This window comes from Streptomyces sp. NPDC101191, assembly GCF_044767915.1.
Classification (GTDB): domain Bacteria; phylum Actinomycetota; class Actinomycetes; order Streptomycetales; family Streptomycetaceae; genus Streptomyces.
Genome location: NZ_JBIWOU010000003.1, coordinates 307306 through 320751, shown reverse-complemented (window position 1 = coordinate 320751; position 13446 = coordinate 307306). Strand labels below are relative to the sequence as shown.

The following is a 13446-nucleotide window of genomic DNA, read 5'->3' as shown; positions in this document are numbered from 1 at the left end:
CCCGGCGTGGACCGCACGGCGGGCGTCGCCGAGGGGCTCGGCAGCCCGCCCGCCGTCTTCCCGAGCGGGCGCGGCGGCTTCCTGGGCGGGGAGTTCGGCCGGCACGGCGCCCCGGAGACGTTCGCGAATGCCCTGCGCGCGGCGCTCGAAGCGTGACTCCTGTCTGAGGCGTCCCGGCGACCCGTGCGCCGGGTGAGGGTGGGGTGGTCCCGGCGGTCGGGAAGGGATCGCCCACGCGGTAGTTGTTCTAGTAGAGTGCAAACAACTAGAACCAAGGGGGGTTCATGAACCGTCTCCGCGCGCTCGCCGCCGCGCCCTTCGTCCTCGCACTCGCGACCCATCTGCTGCTGCTCGCCCTCTGGTACGACCGCCTCCCGGATCCGCTCGCCACGCACTTCACCGCCGGCGGCGGCCGGCCGGACGGCTTCACCGGCCTCGGCACCTACGCCGCCCTCAGCACCGCCCTGCTCCTCACCCTCGGGGCCGGCTGGACCCTGCTGGTCCGGCGCTCCGCGCTCTGGGGTGCCTGGGCCACCGCTGGCTTCGCCGTCGCCCTGCTCGACCTGCTCCTCCGGGCCAACGCCGCCGCGACGGACGCTCCCGACGCCCGCTTCCCGCTCGCCCTGCTCTCCCTGGCCGCCGGCGTCGCCGGACTCGCCGCGCTCGCCGGTCTCGCGCTCACCCGCCTCGTACCGAAGCCCCCGCCCGGGACGCCCGATCCGGTCCGTGAGCCCCGTCTCGACCTCGGCGCGCACGAGCTGGCCGGCTGGTCGTGCGTCACCGGCTCGCGGGCGACGGGCGCGCTCTCCGCCGGCTTCCTCCTCGCGGGCGCCGCGGGGCTGCTCCTGGCCCTGTTCCTCGGCCCCTGGCCGTACGCCCTGATCGGCCTGGTGGGCCTGGTCGTCGGGGTGCCCGGGCTGGCGCTCTCGCAGGTCCGGGTCACCGTCGACCGGCGCGGCCTGACCGTCACCCCGTCCCTGGTGTCCCGCCCGCGCATCCGGATCCCGCTCGACGAGGTGGTCTCGGCGAGCGTGCGCGACGTCGACGCGTTCGCCGAGTTCGGCGGCTGGGGCTACCGCACCCGGTCGCACCGCTCCGGTCTCGTCCTGCGCTCCGGCGAGGCCCTCGTCGTACGCCGGGCGGGCGGCTGGGAGTTCGTCGTGACCGTCGGCGACGCGGCGACCGCCGCGGGCCTGCTCAACACGCTGGTCACCCGTGCCTGAGCGGGACATCGCCGGGACTGAGAGGATCTGACCGTGCTCTTCCGGGTCGACCCCGCCTCCGCCGCCCCGCTCGGCGACCAGATCGCCGCCTGCGTCCGCGGCGCCCTCGCCGACGGCACCGCCGCCCCCGGCGAACGCCTGCCCGCCGCCAGGGAGCTCGCGGACTCCCTCGGCGTCAACGTCCACACCGTGCTGCGCGGCTACCAACGCCTGCGCGAGGAGGGCCTGATCGAGCTGCGCCGCGGCCGGGGCGCCGTGATCGTGGCGGGCGCGCAGGGTCCCGGCCGCGCCCAGCTCGTCGAGCGCCTGCGGGAGCTGGCCGCCGAGGCCCGGCGCCTCGGCCTCACGGACGAGGAGTTCCTGGACCTCGCCCGGTCGGGACTCGGTTGACGGGCGGCATCAGCCGGCCGGCGCTCCCAGGCGCACGTTCCAGCGCCCCGAGCGGCCCGACAGCTCGACCCGTTCCAGCGGGCGCACGTCGAGGCGCCAGAAGACCGCCTCCGGTGCGCCCAGCGCGTGCGCGACGCCCGCGCGGATCACGTCCGCCTCCGCGAAGGCGATGACGGTGCCCGGCTCCAGGGCGTCCATCCAGTCCGCGACCCGGGCGCGCAGTTCCCGCAGGGACTCGCCGCCGTGCGGGGCGGCGGCCGGATCGGACAGCCACGCGGCCACCGACTCCGGTTCGCCGGCGCTGAGTTCGTCCAGGCTCCGGCCGCGCCACCGGCCCATCGCGCAGCCCGCGAGCGCCGGTTCGGCGGCCACGTCCGCGTGGCCGAGGAGGGCGGCCGTGTGCGCGCAGCGGGGCGACGGCGAACGGAGCAGCCGGACCCGGGGCCCGGGGCACAGCGGGGCGACGCTCCCGTCCCGCGGCGGCTCCAGCGGACCGGCGTCGTCGAACCGCGCCTCGCGCAGGCCCCGGTTCATGGCGGGCGCGATCAGGGCGAGGCGCACGGTCCCGCTGCCGGTCCCGGGCGCGGACGTGGGCGTGGTCATGGGTGATTCATCCCTCAGCGTTTCAGGCGGTCTTGGCGTGTAGTGATCGGCGCGGTACCGTCAGTCGACATTTCCATATGAACGACGACGGCGAGACGGAAGCCCGGTGCAAGTCCGGCACGGTCGCGCCACTGTGAGCCGCCCCCAGCCCGTGGGCGGTGAGTCAGACCCGACGACCGTCGTCGCGCACCACCGTATGGGACGCGAGTTCCCGAGGAGGTTCCACCATGGCCGAGGCCATTGCGTCGCCCGCCGTTCCGTCCACCCCCGCCGTCACGGTCCCGCTCACGCTGCCGGTCCGCGCCGTGCTGCCCTGGGCGCTGTTCGTCGGTGTCCTGATGCTCGTCGCGCTCTACTTCGTCGGCGCGGAGCAGGGTGCCACCTCTCTGTTCGCCGGCAGCGACGTGCACGAGTGGGTGCACGACGGACGTCACCTGCTCGGTTTCCCCTGCCACTGAGGGGCCACCGCAGTCATGTCGTCCCCCGCTCACGTCCCCACCGCCCCCACGGGCTCGCTCGTCGGAAGACTCCTGCTCCGCGGCCTGCTCGCGGGTCTGATCGCCGGACTGTTCGCCTTCGCCGTCGCCTACGTCGCCGGTGAGCCGTCCGTCAACGCCTCGATCGCCGTCGAGGAGGCCGCCGCCAAGGCGGAGCACGCCGCGCCGGCGCACGACCACGGCGCCAACGGAGCGGCCACCCAGGCCGACTCCGAGGAGGAGATCGTCAGCCGGGACCTGCAGTCCACCGCGGGTCTCGCCACCGGCGTCCTCGTCTACGGCGTCGCCCTCGGCGGCATCGCCTCCCTGGCGTTCTGCTTCGTCCTGGGCCGGGTCGGCCGGTTCACCGCGAAGGCCACCGCGGCGCTCGTCGCGGCGGCGGCCTTCACCACGGTGTATCTGGTGCCGTTCCTGAAGTACCCGGCGACCCCTCCGGCCGTCGGCAATCCGGACACCATCGGGAAGCGCACCACGCTGTTCTTCCTGATGATCCTGCTGAGCGTGCTGCTCGGCATCGCCGCGGTCGTCGCGGGCCGCCGGCTCGCGCCGCGCCTCGGCAACTGGAACGCGACCGTCGTCGCGGGCCTCGGTTTCGTCGCCGCGGTCGGGATCGCCTGCGCGTTCCTGCCCGGGAACGAGGACTCGGTGGCGGGTACCTTCCCCGCCGCCGTGCTGTGGGACTTCCGGCTCGCGACGCTGGGCATCCAGGCGGCCCTGTGGGTGGTCTTCGGACTCGCCTTCGGGCTGCTCGCGGAACGGCTCCTCGCACCGAGGACGGAGACGGCGCAAGCCGTCGGGGCGGCCGCACCGGCCGCCTGAACCCGGTGCCGCGCCGACGCGACCGGCCCCGTCCGCCCGATGAGGCGGGCGGGGCCGGTCGCGTTCCAGGCCGGTTTCTTTCGGATCAGGCCAGCTCCCGCACCGGCGTGCCGTCCAGGAAGGCCTCGATGTCCTCGACCGCCTGGCCGAAGTAGCGGGCGTAGTTGCCCTCGGTGACGTAGCCGAGGTGCGGCAGCGCGAGGACGTTCGGCAGGGTGCGCAGCGGGTCGTCGGCGGGCAGCGGCTCAGTCTCGTACACGTCCAGGCCAGCCCCCGCGATCCGGCCCTCGCGCAGGGCGCCGAGCAGTGCCGGGCCGTCGACGAGACCGGCCCGTGAGGTGTTGACGAGATACGCGCTCCGGCGCATGGCCCGCAGTTCCGGCTCCCCGATCAGGCCGCGGGTGCGGTCGGAGAGCACCAGGTGCAGGGAGACGACGTCGGCGGCTCCGAGCAGTTCGTGGAGCGAGGCCGCGCGCCGTACGCCGTGCCCGGCCGCGCGCTCGTCGGTGAGGTTCGGGCTCCAGGCGATCACGTCCATGCCGAAGGCCTGCCCGATCCGCGCCGTGCGACCTCCGATCCTGCCGAGGCCGACGAGGCCGAGGGTGCGGCCCTCCAGGTCCGCGCCGACGGTCGACTGCCAGGGTCCGCCGTCGCGCATCGCCCGGCTCTCCGTGTGCACCTGCCGGACGAGCCCCAGGATCAGCGCCCAGGTGAGTTCGCTGGGCGGTACGGAACTGCTGTCCGTGCCACAGACGGTGACGCCCCGGGCGCGGGCGGCGGCCACGTCGACGGACGCGTTGCGCATCCCGGAGGTGATCAGCAGCCGCAGCCGGGGCAGGCGGGCGAGGAGCGCGGCGTCGACGGGGGTGCGCTCCCGCATCACGACGAGGATCTCGCAGTCCTCGACGGCGGCGACGAGCTGGTCCCGGTCGACGAGGTGCTCCCGCAGGACGCGCACCTCGACCCGCCCGTCGAGCGGGCCCCAGTCGGCGGAGGAGAGGGCGACGCCCTGGTAGTCGTCGAGGATCGCGCAACGCAGCTTCATGCACCGCATGATGGCGGACGTGAGCCGGCCGCGGCCCGCCGGGGGCGCGCGGCTACTGCCAGTTGATCCGGGCCTTGACCGCGCGGGCGGCCTTCCACCCGTAGCTGAGGGCGTACGCGGAGACCGCCGACGGGGCCGGCTTGATCTGGAGGACCAGCTGGTCGCCGCGCGGCCCGATCCGTACGGTGTGCGGCTTCCTGCCCGAGCCGGGCAGCGAGACGGCGTGCTCGTCGGCGCGCTTGCTGACCTTGCCGCCGAGGGCGCCGCCGAGGCTGCCGCGGGCGCTCAGGCCGTGCGAGGTGCAGCGCAGCGAGAGGTGCCAGTCGCCCTTGGGGAGGACGGTGCCGCCGTCGGCGGTGGCCAGGTCGACGGAGGCGCGGAAGCAGGCCCGCCCGTAGTCGTAGGTCTCCTTGCCGCGGGTGACGGTCAGATGCGGAGAGGGGACCTGCTCGGCGGGGAGGGCGATCTCGCGCCCGGTGCCGGCGTGCCGGAGGACGAGCTCGGTCACCAGGTCGTCCGTGTCGACCTGGTCGAGGTAGGCGTATCCGGAGAGCTCCAGGACGGTGCCGCGCCAGGCGAGCCGCTCGACTCGGCGGCGCGGGCTGACGCCGAGGGCGGCGGTGGTGATGTCGCACAACTCCGCGTGCAGCGGGGACTCGACGGCCGGGAACGGTGGTGCCGCGTACAGCCGTCCGTCGCGGATCACGGCCTTGCCGGGCTGCCCGTCGCGGTTCCACCGCACGACGGCGGCGAGCTCGTCCACCAGCCCCTCGCGCAGGCAGTGCGCGACGAGCTTCTCGTGGACGGACTTCTCGGCGAGGATCTCGGGGCTGATCCACTTCAGCGCGTACGGCCGGGCCAGCTCCACCATGCGCCGGAACTCCTCGGCGTCGCAGTCGGTGAGGAGTTGGTCGAACCGGCGGATCATCTCGACGGTGACGTGCCGGCCGATGAGGTGGTTGCGCAGCGGGCCGGGTTCGGTGAGTCCGGTGACGAGAGAGACCATCTCGTCGGCCTGCTGCAGGGCGACGGGGAAGTCGAGCCAGTCGGCGGTGATGTTGCCGTTGTCGCCCCGCTTCACGACGTAGTAGCAGTCGTAGTCGCCGACGATCGAGATGACCTTGCTGTGCAGATAGGCGCGGGCGACGAAGTGCTGGTCCTCGCTGACCCGCATGTGCTCGGGGAAGCGCAGGCCGTGCTTCTCGATGAGCTCGCGCCGGAACAGCTTGAAGGGCATCAGGGTGTAGTAGACGTCGCCCTTCGACAGGTCCGCCTTGGCGACGTTCTTCGCGAAGACCTGCTTGGGCACCCGGCGTCCCACGCCGACCAGCTTGGCGAGCACGGTGTCCGAGCCGTTCTTCTCGGCCGTCGCGACCAGCCGCTCCAGCGCCTCGGGACCGAGGCAGTCGTCCCCGTCGACGAAGAACACGTAGGTGCCGGTGGCCTGGTCGAGCCCCACGTTCCGCGGTCGGCTCGGCCCGCCGGACGCTTCCTGGTGGATGACCTTCATGACCCCCGGATGCCGGTCGGCCCACGCGTCGAGCACCTTGCCGCTGCCGTCGGTGGAGCCGTCGTCCACGGCGACGACCTCGATGGCGTCCAGGCCGATGGTCTGTTGCTCGATCGACTGGAGGGTCAGTTCCAGGTACGGCATCGAGTTGTAGACCGGAATGACGAGCGAAACGGTAGGCGTACGCAGAACGTTCATCTTCGGAACCCCCAGCAAAGATGGTGTGAAAGCTGGTCGCAGGCGCGCATAGTAACGCCTTTCGGGGGTAGGGGACTTAGCCGTTCGAAAGCGCTTGGGTCGTTCGAAAGCGCCCGAGCCGTCGCCCGGGACGAGGCGCCGTACGACGGCCGCCCGTCCCGGAGCCCCGGCTCTGCGTCCCGGGGCTCCGGTTCTGAGGACGTGATGGGGGTTCAGGCGGTTGCCTCGGCCGGGGTGGGAACCCCGGTCCCCTGGCGTACGACCCGGCGGCGTCGGGACGGCATGCCCGACGTCGGGGTGGCGACGCCCCAGGCCGCGCCCTTGCAGATCAGCTCCTTGTAGAGAGCCGCCAGACGACCCGTCAGCGCGCGGTCGACCGCACGGTCGTCGGCGGTCACGAACTGGATCAGGCCCTCCTTGCGGCCGAGGGAGATGCACTGCTGGAAGTAACGGATGGAGATGTGGGGGACCTTGGCGCCGGTGAGCCGGGCGGCGATGGCGTCGGCCGCCTGCCAGGCCATAGGGACACCCGAGGCGCAGGACATGCGCAGCGGCTTGTCCTGGGGGCCGATCGCCAGCGCCGCGTCGCCCACGGCGTACACGTCCGGGTGGGAGACCGAGCGCATCGTCGCGTCGACCAGGATCCGGCCGCCCTCGCCGAGTTCCAGGGTGGTGCCCTGGGCGATCGGGTGCACGGCGAACCCGGTGGTCCAGACGGTGACGTCGGCGGGGACGGTCCGGCCGTCCGCGGTCGTCACGCCGTCCGCCGCCACGGCGGTGACCGCCGCGTGCTCGTGGACCTCGATGCCGAGCCGGTCGGTCACCTTCCGCAGATGGGCGCGGCCCTTCACCGAGAGCCAGTCGCCCAGGACGCCGTGGGTGGCCAGGGAGACGGCGAGGTCCGGGCGGGCCTCCGCGATCTCGGTCGCGGCCTCCAGCCCGGTCAGGCCTCCGCCCACGACGACCACGGGCCGGCCGGCGGGCAGGGCGGCGAGGCGCTCGCGGAGCCGGCGGGCGCCCGGCCGGCTGGACAGCTCGTGGGCGTGCACGGCGGTGCCGGGGACGTCGCCGTCGTTCCAGCCGCTGCCGAGGGCGTAGACCAGGGTGTCGTACGCCAGCTCCGCCGGTCCGTCGGTTCCGGTGACGGCGACCGTCCGGCGCTCCACGTCCACGGCGGTGACCTCGGCGAGCCTCAGCTCCACGCCCGTGCCGGCGAACATCTCGGCGAACGGGCGGGGCCGGAGGTCCTGGCCGGCGGCGAGCTGGTGGAGCCGGACGCGCTCCACGAAGTCGGGCTCGGGATTGACGAGGGTGATGGTGACGTCCTCGCGGTGCAGCCGCTTGGCGAGGCGGCCGGCGGCGATGGCTCCGGTGTAGCCGGCTCCGAGGACGACGATGCGGTGCTGCATGTCCGTGCTCCTGTCTGAGCGGGGTCCGCCGTTGTCCGGCGTGGTGTCGCCCCTTGAACCGGGCGGCCCCCGGTTTCCTGACAGGATTCGCATGTGACCCGCGTCACATCTCCTCAGAGGGTGTGGAGCGGGCCCTCCCCGTGGTCCGTGGCGGCCCACAGCTCGGTGGCGCGGACCAGCTTGTCGGGGTTGACCTGGCTGCGGACCGCCGCGATGCCCTCCGCGGTGACCTCCAGGCAGGTGATGCCGACGACCCGGCCCTCCACGACCGCGAGGACGGCGGGTCCGCCGTTGGCGGTCGTGGCGTAGATCTCGGGCACGCCGCCGACGTGGGCCCGCTTGGCCGCGGCGGGCTTGAACAGGCCGCGCAGGAACGTGGCGACCGCCTTCGCGCCCTCGAACGCCTTGGCGCGGGCCGGGACCTTGCCGCCGCCGTCGCCGACCGAGACGGCGTCCTCGGTGAGCAGCCGCACGAGGGGCTCGGTCCGTCCGCTGGTCGCCGCGGCCAGGAACTCCTCGACGATCCGGCGGGCGGTGGCCTCGTCGACCTCGGTGCGCACCTTGCCGTCCGCGACGTGCTTCCTGGCCCGGTGGTAGATCTGCTGCGCGGCCGCCTCGGTGATGTCCAGGATCTCGGCGATCTCCCGGTGCGGGTAGTCGAAGGCCTCCCGCAGCACGTACACCGCCCGCTCCTTGGGGGCGAGGCGCTCCAGGAGGACGAGGACCGCGTACGACACCGACTCGCGCTGCTCGGCGGTGTCGGCCGGGCCGAGCATGGGGTCCCCGGCGAGCAGCGGTTCGGGGAGCCACCGGCCCACGTAGGTCTCGCGCCGCGCGCGGGCCGACGTCAGCTGGTTGAGGCACAGATTGGTGAGGACCTTCGTCAGCCAGGCCTCGGGGACCTCGATCCGCGCGACGTCGGACGCCTGCCAGCGCAGGAAGGTCTCCTGCACGGCGTCCTCCGCCTCGCTCGAGGAGCCGAGCAGCCGGTAGGCGATGGCCGCCAGCCGGGGCCTGGCGGCCTCGAACCGGTCGACGTCACTCATCATCAGGGCCATGCCACGATCCTAGGGCCTGTCCGGCCAACTGGACTGAGCTGCGGTTCCGTCGAAACGCACGAACTGCGCATCCCAGGTCGATCAAGGTTCATGTTTCAACGCCTGCCTGGTGAAAGGCGGTTGGCGACCCACTCCTGGAACAAGCCGAACCAGCGAACGGGGAAAGCCTTGTCCGAGAAGCTGCCTGGCCGTCAGATCGAGATCTCCTGGCCCGACCTCGGCATCACGGTCACCGCCGACCCTGACGACCGCGATCCGGCACTCGCCGAGGCCCTGGGGGACGCGCTGCGCAGGCCCCACCGCACACCCTGTTCCGCATGGAACTCGCGGCGGCGTCCCTGTCGACCCTGACGTACGGCCCGACCGGCACCGCCACGCTCCACACCCTCAACGACACCCACCACCTGACCTGAGCCCCCGCGGTGGGGGAGGCCATGGGGGAGGCCGGCACCGACAGCGCCGCCGGAGCGCCCCAGGTGCCACGGACGGGAGCTAGTCGGTCTAGCGCCCCGCCGCACCCGCGCCGGGAGCGGAGGCCGGCACATCCTCGGGCAGGAAGGTGTCGTCCTCCCCGAAGTCCGGTGCCATGAAGGGGTTCGTGGTGGGAGAGGGAGATGCCGTGGCGGCATAGGAGGGCGCCCCTTCCGGGGCGGAGAACGGCGAGGTCAGGTCGATGGGAGGGCTCCTCTTCGGTGGGGGCCCGTGAACGGGCCGGGTGTGCCCTGACCGGGCACGGCGGTGCTACAGCTTGCTCATCTTGGGGTACGGGCTCAGGATCCGCTCTTGCTTCGAGCCGAAATCCACGACTGCCGCGATCCCGTTCTCGACGCCGACGACCCGGCCGAGGCCGTGCACGTCGTGCGTGACCTGGTCGCCCACGGCGAACTGCTTGGGAGGCAGCGTGACGGGAGGCTTGAAGGGGCTGGTGGGCAAATAGCGCTTCGGTGCACTGGGCTTTGTCATTGTCGCCAGTATGCAGCCCCGGGCATCCGATCGCTGCGGCTGTGCACGCCCGCAGTGCGCGGTGACCGGAGAGTCTCGCCGAAAACGCCGGCCTCAGGTCGCTGACCTGGCGCTTTTTCGGGAGCGGGTGACGGGGATCGCACCCGCGCCACCAGCTCGGGGAATCACCCGGCAGCGGGCCCTGCTCATCGACCCCGACCCGGGCCTGTGCCCGCCCGGGCCGCCGTTCCGGCCGAGCCCCCGTTCGCACGGCGCATCAGGCGGTGGGCTGGGGCTGTCGCAGTTCGGCCTGGCCGAAGAGGAGTGCGTAGCCGGCGGGGAGGTGCCGGAGGATCCGGGCGAGGAGGTCGGGGCCGGTGAGGCGGGTGACGACGGCGAGTACGGCGCCGGCGTCCCAGCGGGCGACGGCCGGGGTGACGCCGGCGCGGGCGGCCATGTCCTTGACGAATCCCCAGCCGGTGAGCCGTTCGGTGTCGGGGACCTGGGCGGTCAGGGCGAGCGCGGCCTCGACGGGCAGGCACTGGGCGAGGTCGACGCGCTCGTCTCCGACGACCTGGCGGCCGAGGGCGGCCAGGACGGTGCGGACGGCTTCCTCGGCGCGTTCGAGGGTGGGGTAGGCGCCTTCGTAGCGCACGAGTTCCAACATCTGCTCGAACGTCATGGCGGGACGGGCCGGGTTCGGTCGACGCTGGTCGTACATGGTGCTGCGGTTGCCTTTCTCGTCGGGGTTCTGCTGCCGGCCGGTGGCGTCGGCCGGTCAGGCGGGCCGGGGGTGGCCGAAGAGGAGGTCGTAGCCGGGCGGGAGCTGCAGCAGGACTTCGTGGGTGAGGGCGTCTCCGGCCGCGGCGGCCACGGTGGAGAGCACGGAGCCGACGTCCCACAGGGCCGTCTTCTCGGTGGCGCCCTCGATCCAGGCCGCGGTCGCGCGGACGAAGCGTTCGGGGGAGAGCGGTTCCGCGGCCTGCAACGGGTTGAGGAGGATCAGGGCGTAGGTCTCGGGGAGCCGGGCGGCGAGTGCGGCCCGCACGGCCCCGACCAGGTGCGCGCCCAGGAGGCCCAGGACGACACGGGCCGCCCGGTCGGCTTCCTCCCGGGTCCGGTACTCGCCGCGTTCCCGGACGTGGTCCAGGAAGGCTTCCCGGTGCATCGGCATCTCAGGTCACCTCCGGAGGAGGGCGAAGAGGGGCGGGCGCGGAGGACGGGGTGCCGGAGGGGGAACGTTCCCCGCCCTCCGCCGCTTCCGGGCCGGTCAGCCGGAGATCTGCCTGCGGCCGGACGCGCCGCCGATGGCGACCTTCCGCGGCTTGGCGCGCTCGGAGATCGGGATCCGCAGGGTCAGGACGCCGGCTTCGTAGTCGGCTTCGATGTGCTCGGTGTCGAGGGTGTCGGCCAGCATGATCTGGCGGGAGAAGACGCCGAGGGGCCGCTCGGAGAGCTCCATCTGCACAGCGTCGGACTTCTCCGCGGGCCGGCGCTCGGCCTTGACCGTCAGCATGTTCCGCTCGACGTCGATGTCGATCGCCTCGGCGCTGACACCGGGGATGTCGAAGGCGATCACGTACGCGTCGCCCTGCCGGTAGGCGTCCATCGGCATCACGGACGGCTTCGACCACGTGCCGGACGCTCCGGAGAGCTGCTGAACGAGTCGGTCCATCTCGCGGAACGGGTCGGTGCGCATCAACATCGCGAAACACCTCCAGTCGGTTCAGGCAGGAACTGCCAATGCGCTTCAACGCTCCTGTTGTAACATGTCATCGAAGCGATGACAAGAAATGAAGTCATCTGGAGGATGACAGGCACGGAGGTCACCATGGACGAGACAGCGGACGCGACTCCACCCGTCCCCTTCCTTGTCGCCGCCGCGGCACTGGAGACCATCGACCAGGTCGTCAAGGACGCGCAGCAGGCCGCGCCGGCGAGCACGTCCGCGGCGGCGTCGCCACCGGACGCGGGGCCGCACCCGGCCCTGGCCGCACTGCTGACACTGCGCGAGGTCCGCAAGCAGCTCGCCGGGTGGGAGACCGGTCTCATCGAGACCGCCCGCGGCCAGGGCGCCAGCTGGGCCGAGCTCGCCGGCCCCCTGGGGGTCGCCAGCCGCCAGGCCGCGGAGCGGCGCTATCTCCGTATGCGGCCCGGCAGGGCCGGAAGCACCGGAGAGGAACGCGTCCAGGCCACCCGTGACACCCGTGCCGCAGACCGGAACGTGGACGCCTGGGCTCGTGACAACGCCGCCGATCTGCGTCGTCTCGCCGGCCAGATCGCCGCCCTCACCACACTCCCCGCCGGGGCGGAGGGCGCCATCGGCGACCTGAACCTCGCCCTCGCCGACAACGACGCGGCCCGCCTCGTCCGCCCGCTCGCCGACACCCGGCCCCACCTTCGGCCCGAGGACGCCGAGCTTGCGGAACGCCTCGACGCGCTGACCCGCCACACGGACCGGCTCCGCCAGGACACCCACGACCAGCGCAACACGTGACCCGCACCGCCGGCGGCGCGGGCCGGCGGCTCCGGACAGTCGGTGCTGCACGCGGGCGTGCGGCACCTACGGGACCACTCGTACGGCTGACGTGGGGGCGGACCTCGCACGGGCAGCCGCTCGTGGGCAGTCCTCCACCACGCACTCGGTCCGTAGCTTCCGGTCGGTGCCGACGCCGGGCGTCCTCACCTCACGCAGGGTCCTGAGGCGTGCCGGATTCGGCGGCGCGGCGGTACTCGGCGTTGATGCGCTGGGCTTCTTCGAGCTGGTCTTCCAGGATGATGATGCGGCAGGCGGCCTCGATCGGGGTGCCCTGGTCGACGAGTTCGCGGGCGCGGGCGGCGATGCGCAACTGGTAGCGGGAGTAGCGGCGGTGACCGCCCTCGGAGCGCAGCGGGGTGATCAGACGGGCCTCGCCGATGGCGCGGAGGAAGCCCTGGGTGGTGCCGATCATGTCGGCGGCCCGGCCCATGGTGTAGGCGGGGTAGTCGTCGTCGTCGAGACGGTCGTACGAGTCATCTGCTGTCATTTGCACCTCTCCGTGAAACGCGTCGAGGGGCCCTGGCGCCGTACGGCACCAGGGCCCCGAAGGAACTACTACACCACCTGCCGGCCCTGACAACGCGCCGGCGTTCTGTGTCCGCGTGCCCGACCTGATCGCTGCGGGGTGCGGAGGGATCGCAGTTGCTTGACCGGAGACCACCTCACTATCGATGTCCTGCGGTACCCAGGCTCGCTTCCGCCCGGGCGATCCTGATGGCGCTGCGTTCCTCCGTTCCTTCCTCGGTGACCTACTTCTTGTCAGGGGTACTGCTCACTGACTTCACTGCTGGGTACAGCGGTACCGCATGCACGAGACCGCAACCGCGATGACCGCGGCCCCGCTCTCGGAGGCCCCTGACCTGCGGGCCACCCGGTCCGGCCGCCAGATTCGTCGCCGTCCTGCGAAAGCCCTGGCTTCGAATCTCCGCCGCCGCACCGTCCTGCTCGACTACCTGTACCGCTGGTTCTGCTTGCCGGCAGTTCATCTCTGCCAGGCCCTGCTGTCTCTCTGGGTTACGAGAAAAACCATAACGAGGCCGCCACCCAATGTCTACTCCGGCCGACATAGATTTTCCGGTGCGAGGTGGGTAGGCAATCGATGTCGGCGGGGTGTGGGTGGTCGCGCAGCCGGGCACGGCGGGGGCGCCCGCAGGCGCGGCCGGGGGCGCCCGCAGGCGCGGGTGCGGGCGACCGCAGGTCCGGGTGGGGGCGG

16 protein-coding genes and 1 riboswitch are annotated in these 13446 nt (G+C 72.7%); of the genes, 6 read left to right on the top strand and 10 right to left on the bottom strand.

The features are described 5' to 3' along the window. Window positions 1–6 precede the first annotated feature (6 nt). The 3 genes from ACIRQF_RS14650 to ACIRQF_RS14640 all read left to right on the top strand — a co-directional run bounded on the left by ACIRQF_RS14650 (window position 7) and on the right by ACIRQF_RS14640 (window position 1613). Window positions 7–156 (top strand): hypothetical protein, encoded by a 150-nt coding sequence (locus tag ACIRQF_RS14650; RefSeq protein WP_404092223.1) that lies wholly within the window; start codon window positions 7–9, stop codon window positions 154–156. A gap of 128 nt (window positions 157–284) precedes the next feature. Beyond that, entirely contained in the window at window positions 285–1223 is a 939-nt protein-coding gene (locus ACIRQF_RS14645) for a hypothetical protein (protein WP_404092221.1), read from the top strand. Between the two features lie 33 nt (window positions 1224–1256). Then, window positions 1257–1613, top strand: coding sequence for a GntR family transcriptional regulator (locus ACIRQF_RS14640; protein ID WP_376627075.1), 357 nt, complete (start codon window positions 1257–1259; stop codon window positions 1611–1613). A gap of 9 nt (window positions 1614–1622) precedes the next feature. Here ACIRQF_RS14640 and ACIRQF_RS14635 read toward each other — a convergent pair whose 3' ends face one another. Continuing rightward, complete coding sequence (locus tag ACIRQF_RS14635; RefSeq protein WP_404092217.1) at window positions 1623–2216, bottom strand: histidine phosphatase family protein; 594 nt, start codon at window positions 2214–2216, stop codon at window positions 1623–1625. A 51-nt stretch (window positions 2217–2267) separates the two neighbouring features. Further along, window positions 2268–2408, top strand: a riboswitch (cobalamin riboswitch). Window positions 2409–2443: 35 nt separating this feature from the next. Here ACIRQF_RS14635 and ACIRQF_RS14630 point away from each other — a divergent pair. Further along, on the top strand, window positions 2444–2674 hold the full coding sequence (locus ACIRQF_RS14630; RefSeq protein ID WP_376627071.1) for a CbtB-domain containing protein: 231 nt from the start codon (window positions 2444–2446) through the stop codon (window positions 2672–2674). A 15-nt stretch (window positions 2675–2689) separates the two neighbouring features. Next, window positions 2690–3532 carry a CbtA family protein gene (locus tag ACIRQF_RS14625; protein WP_376627069.1) on the top strand — a complete coding sequence of 281 codons (843 nt, stop codon included), beginning with the start codon at window positions 2690–2692 and terminating at the stop codon, window positions 3530–3532. Between the two features lie 85 nt (window positions 3533–3617). Here the strand turns inward: ACIRQF_RS14625 and ACIRQF_RS14620 are convergent, their stop codons facing one another. From ACIRQF_RS14620 to ACIRQF_RS14585, 8 genes are all read right to left on the bottom strand, one after another. Next, window positions 3618–4577 carry a D-2-hydroxyacid dehydrogenase family protein gene (locus tag ACIRQF_RS14620; protein ID WP_404092213.1) on the bottom strand — a complete coding sequence of 320 codons (960 nt, stop codon included), beginning with the start codon at window positions 4575–4577 and terminating at the stop codon, window positions 3618–3620. Window positions 4578–4629: 52 nt separating this feature from the next. Beyond that, a complete protein-coding gene (locus ACIRQF_RS14615; RefSeq protein WP_404092210.1) occupies window positions 4630–6285 on the bottom strand; it encodes a glycosyltransferase family 2 protein in 1656 nt (551 codons plus the stop codon). A gap of 212 nt (window positions 6286–6497) precedes the next feature. After that, window positions 6498–7694, bottom strand: coding sequence for an NAD(P)/FAD-dependent oxidoreductase (locus ACIRQF_RS14610; protein ID WP_404092207.1), 1197 nt, complete (start codon window positions 7692–7694; stop codon window positions 6498–6500). Window positions 7695–7807: 113 nt separating this feature from the next. After that, complete coding sequence (locus tag ACIRQF_RS14605) at window positions 7808–8752, bottom strand: RNA polymerase sigma-70 factor (RefSeq protein ID WP_404092204.1); 945 nt, start codon at window positions 8750–8752, stop codon at window positions 7808–7810. A gap of 741 nt (window positions 8753–9493) precedes the next feature. After that, window positions 9494–9715, bottom strand: a complete 222-nt coding sequence (locus tag ACIRQF_RS14600; RefSeq protein ID WP_376627059.1) for a hypothetical protein — start codon at window positions 9713–9715, stop codon at window positions 9494–9496. A 256-nt stretch (window positions 9716–9971) separates the two neighbouring features. Further along, the gene (locus ACIRQF_RS14595) at window positions 9972–10415 is read right to left on the bottom strand and encodes a DUF2267 domain-containing protein (RefSeq protein WP_404092200.1); all 444 of its coding nucleotides are present in this window, start codon (window positions 10413–10415) and stop codon (window positions 9972–9974) included. A 57-nt stretch (window positions 10416–10472) separates the two neighbouring features. Further along, entirely contained in the window at window positions 10473–10868 is a 396-nt protein-coding gene (locus tag ACIRQF_RS14590; protein ID WP_376627055.1) for a DUF2267 domain-containing protein, read from the bottom strand. Between the two features lie 96 nt (window positions 10869–10964). Next, window positions 10965–11399 carry an Hsp20/alpha crystallin family protein gene (locus ACIRQF_RS14585; RefSeq protein WP_376627053.1) on the bottom strand — a complete coding sequence of 145 codons (435 nt, stop codon included), beginning with the start codon at window positions 11397–11399 and terminating at the stop codon, window positions 10965–10967. Window positions 11400–11525: 126 nt separating this feature from the next. Between ACIRQF_RS14585 and ACIRQF_RS14580 the strand changes: the two genes are divergently transcribed. Continuing rightward, window positions 11526–12191 carry an HSP18 transcriptional regulator gene (locus ACIRQF_RS14580; protein WP_376627051.1) on the top strand — a complete coding sequence of 222 codons (666 nt, stop codon included), beginning with the start codon at window positions 11526–11528 and terminating at the stop codon, window positions 12189–12191. 190 nt (window positions 12192–12381) lie between these two features. On the opposite strand, the gene ACIRQF_RS14575 is transcribed toward ACIRQF_RS14580, so the two are convergent. After that, window positions 12382–12720, bottom strand: coding sequence for a MerR family transcriptional regulator (locus tag ACIRQF_RS14575; protein ID WP_376627049.1), 339 nt, complete (start codon window positions 12718–12720; stop codon window positions 12382–12384). Window positions 12721–13446: the final 726 nt, after the last annotated feature.

Coding starts and splice junctions, on each gene's coding strand:
- ACIRQF_RS14645 (WP_404092221.1), top strand. CDS start 285: ATGAACCGTCTCCGCGCGCTCGCCGCCGCGCCCTTCGTCCTCGCACTC.
- ACIRQF_RS14635 (WP_404092217.1), bottom strand. CDS start 2,216: ATGACCACGCCCACGTCCGCGCCCGGGACCGGCAGCGGGACCGTGCGC.
- ACIRQF_RS14630 (WP_376627071.1), top strand. CDS start 2,444: ATGGCCGAGGCCATTGCGTCGCCCGCCGTTCCGTCCACCCCCGCCGTC.
- ACIRQF_RS14625 (WP_376627069.1), top strand. CDS start 2,690: ATGTCGTCCCCCGCTCACGTCCCCACCGCCCCCACGGGCTCGCTCGTC.
- ACIRQF_RS14620 (WP_404092213.1), bottom strand. CDS start 4,577: ATGAAGCTGCGTTGCGCGATCCTCGACGACTACCAGGGCGTCGCCCTC.
- ACIRQF_RS14615 (WP_404092210.1), bottom strand. CDS start 6,285: ATGAACGTTCTGCGTACGCCTACCGTTTCGCTCGTCATTCCGGTCTAC.
- ACIRQF_RS14610 (WP_404092207.1), bottom strand. CDS start 7,694: ATGCAGCACCGCATCGTCGTCCTCGGAGCCGGCTACACCGGAGCCATC.
- ACIRQF_RS14605 (WP_404092204.1), bottom strand. CDS start 8,752: ATGGCCCTGATGATGAGTGACGTCGACCGGTTCGAGGCCGCCAGGCCC.
- ACIRQF_RS14600 (WP_376627059.1), bottom strand. CDS start 9,715: ATGACAAAGCCCAGTGCACCGAAGCGCTATTTGCCCACCAGCCCCTTC.
- ACIRQF_RS14595 (WP_404092200.1), bottom strand. CDS start 10,415: ATGTACGACCAGCGTCGACCGAACCCGGCCCGTCCCGCCATGACGTTC.
- ACIRQF_RS14590 (WP_376627055.1), bottom strand. CDS start 10,868: ATGCCGATGCACCGGGAAGCCTTCCTGGACCACGTCCGGGAACGCGGC.
- ACIRQF_RS14585 (WP_376627053.1), bottom strand. CDS start 11,399: ATGTTGATGCGCACCGACCCGTTCCGCGAGATGGACCGACTCGTTCAG.
- ACIRQF_RS14580 (WP_376627051.1), top strand. CDS start 11,526: ATGGACGAGACAGCGGACGCGACTCCACCCGTCCCCTTCCTTGTCGCC.
- ACIRQF_RS14575 (WP_376627049.1), bottom strand. CDS start 12,720: ATGACAGCAGATGACTCGTACGACCGTCTCGACGACGACGACTACCCC.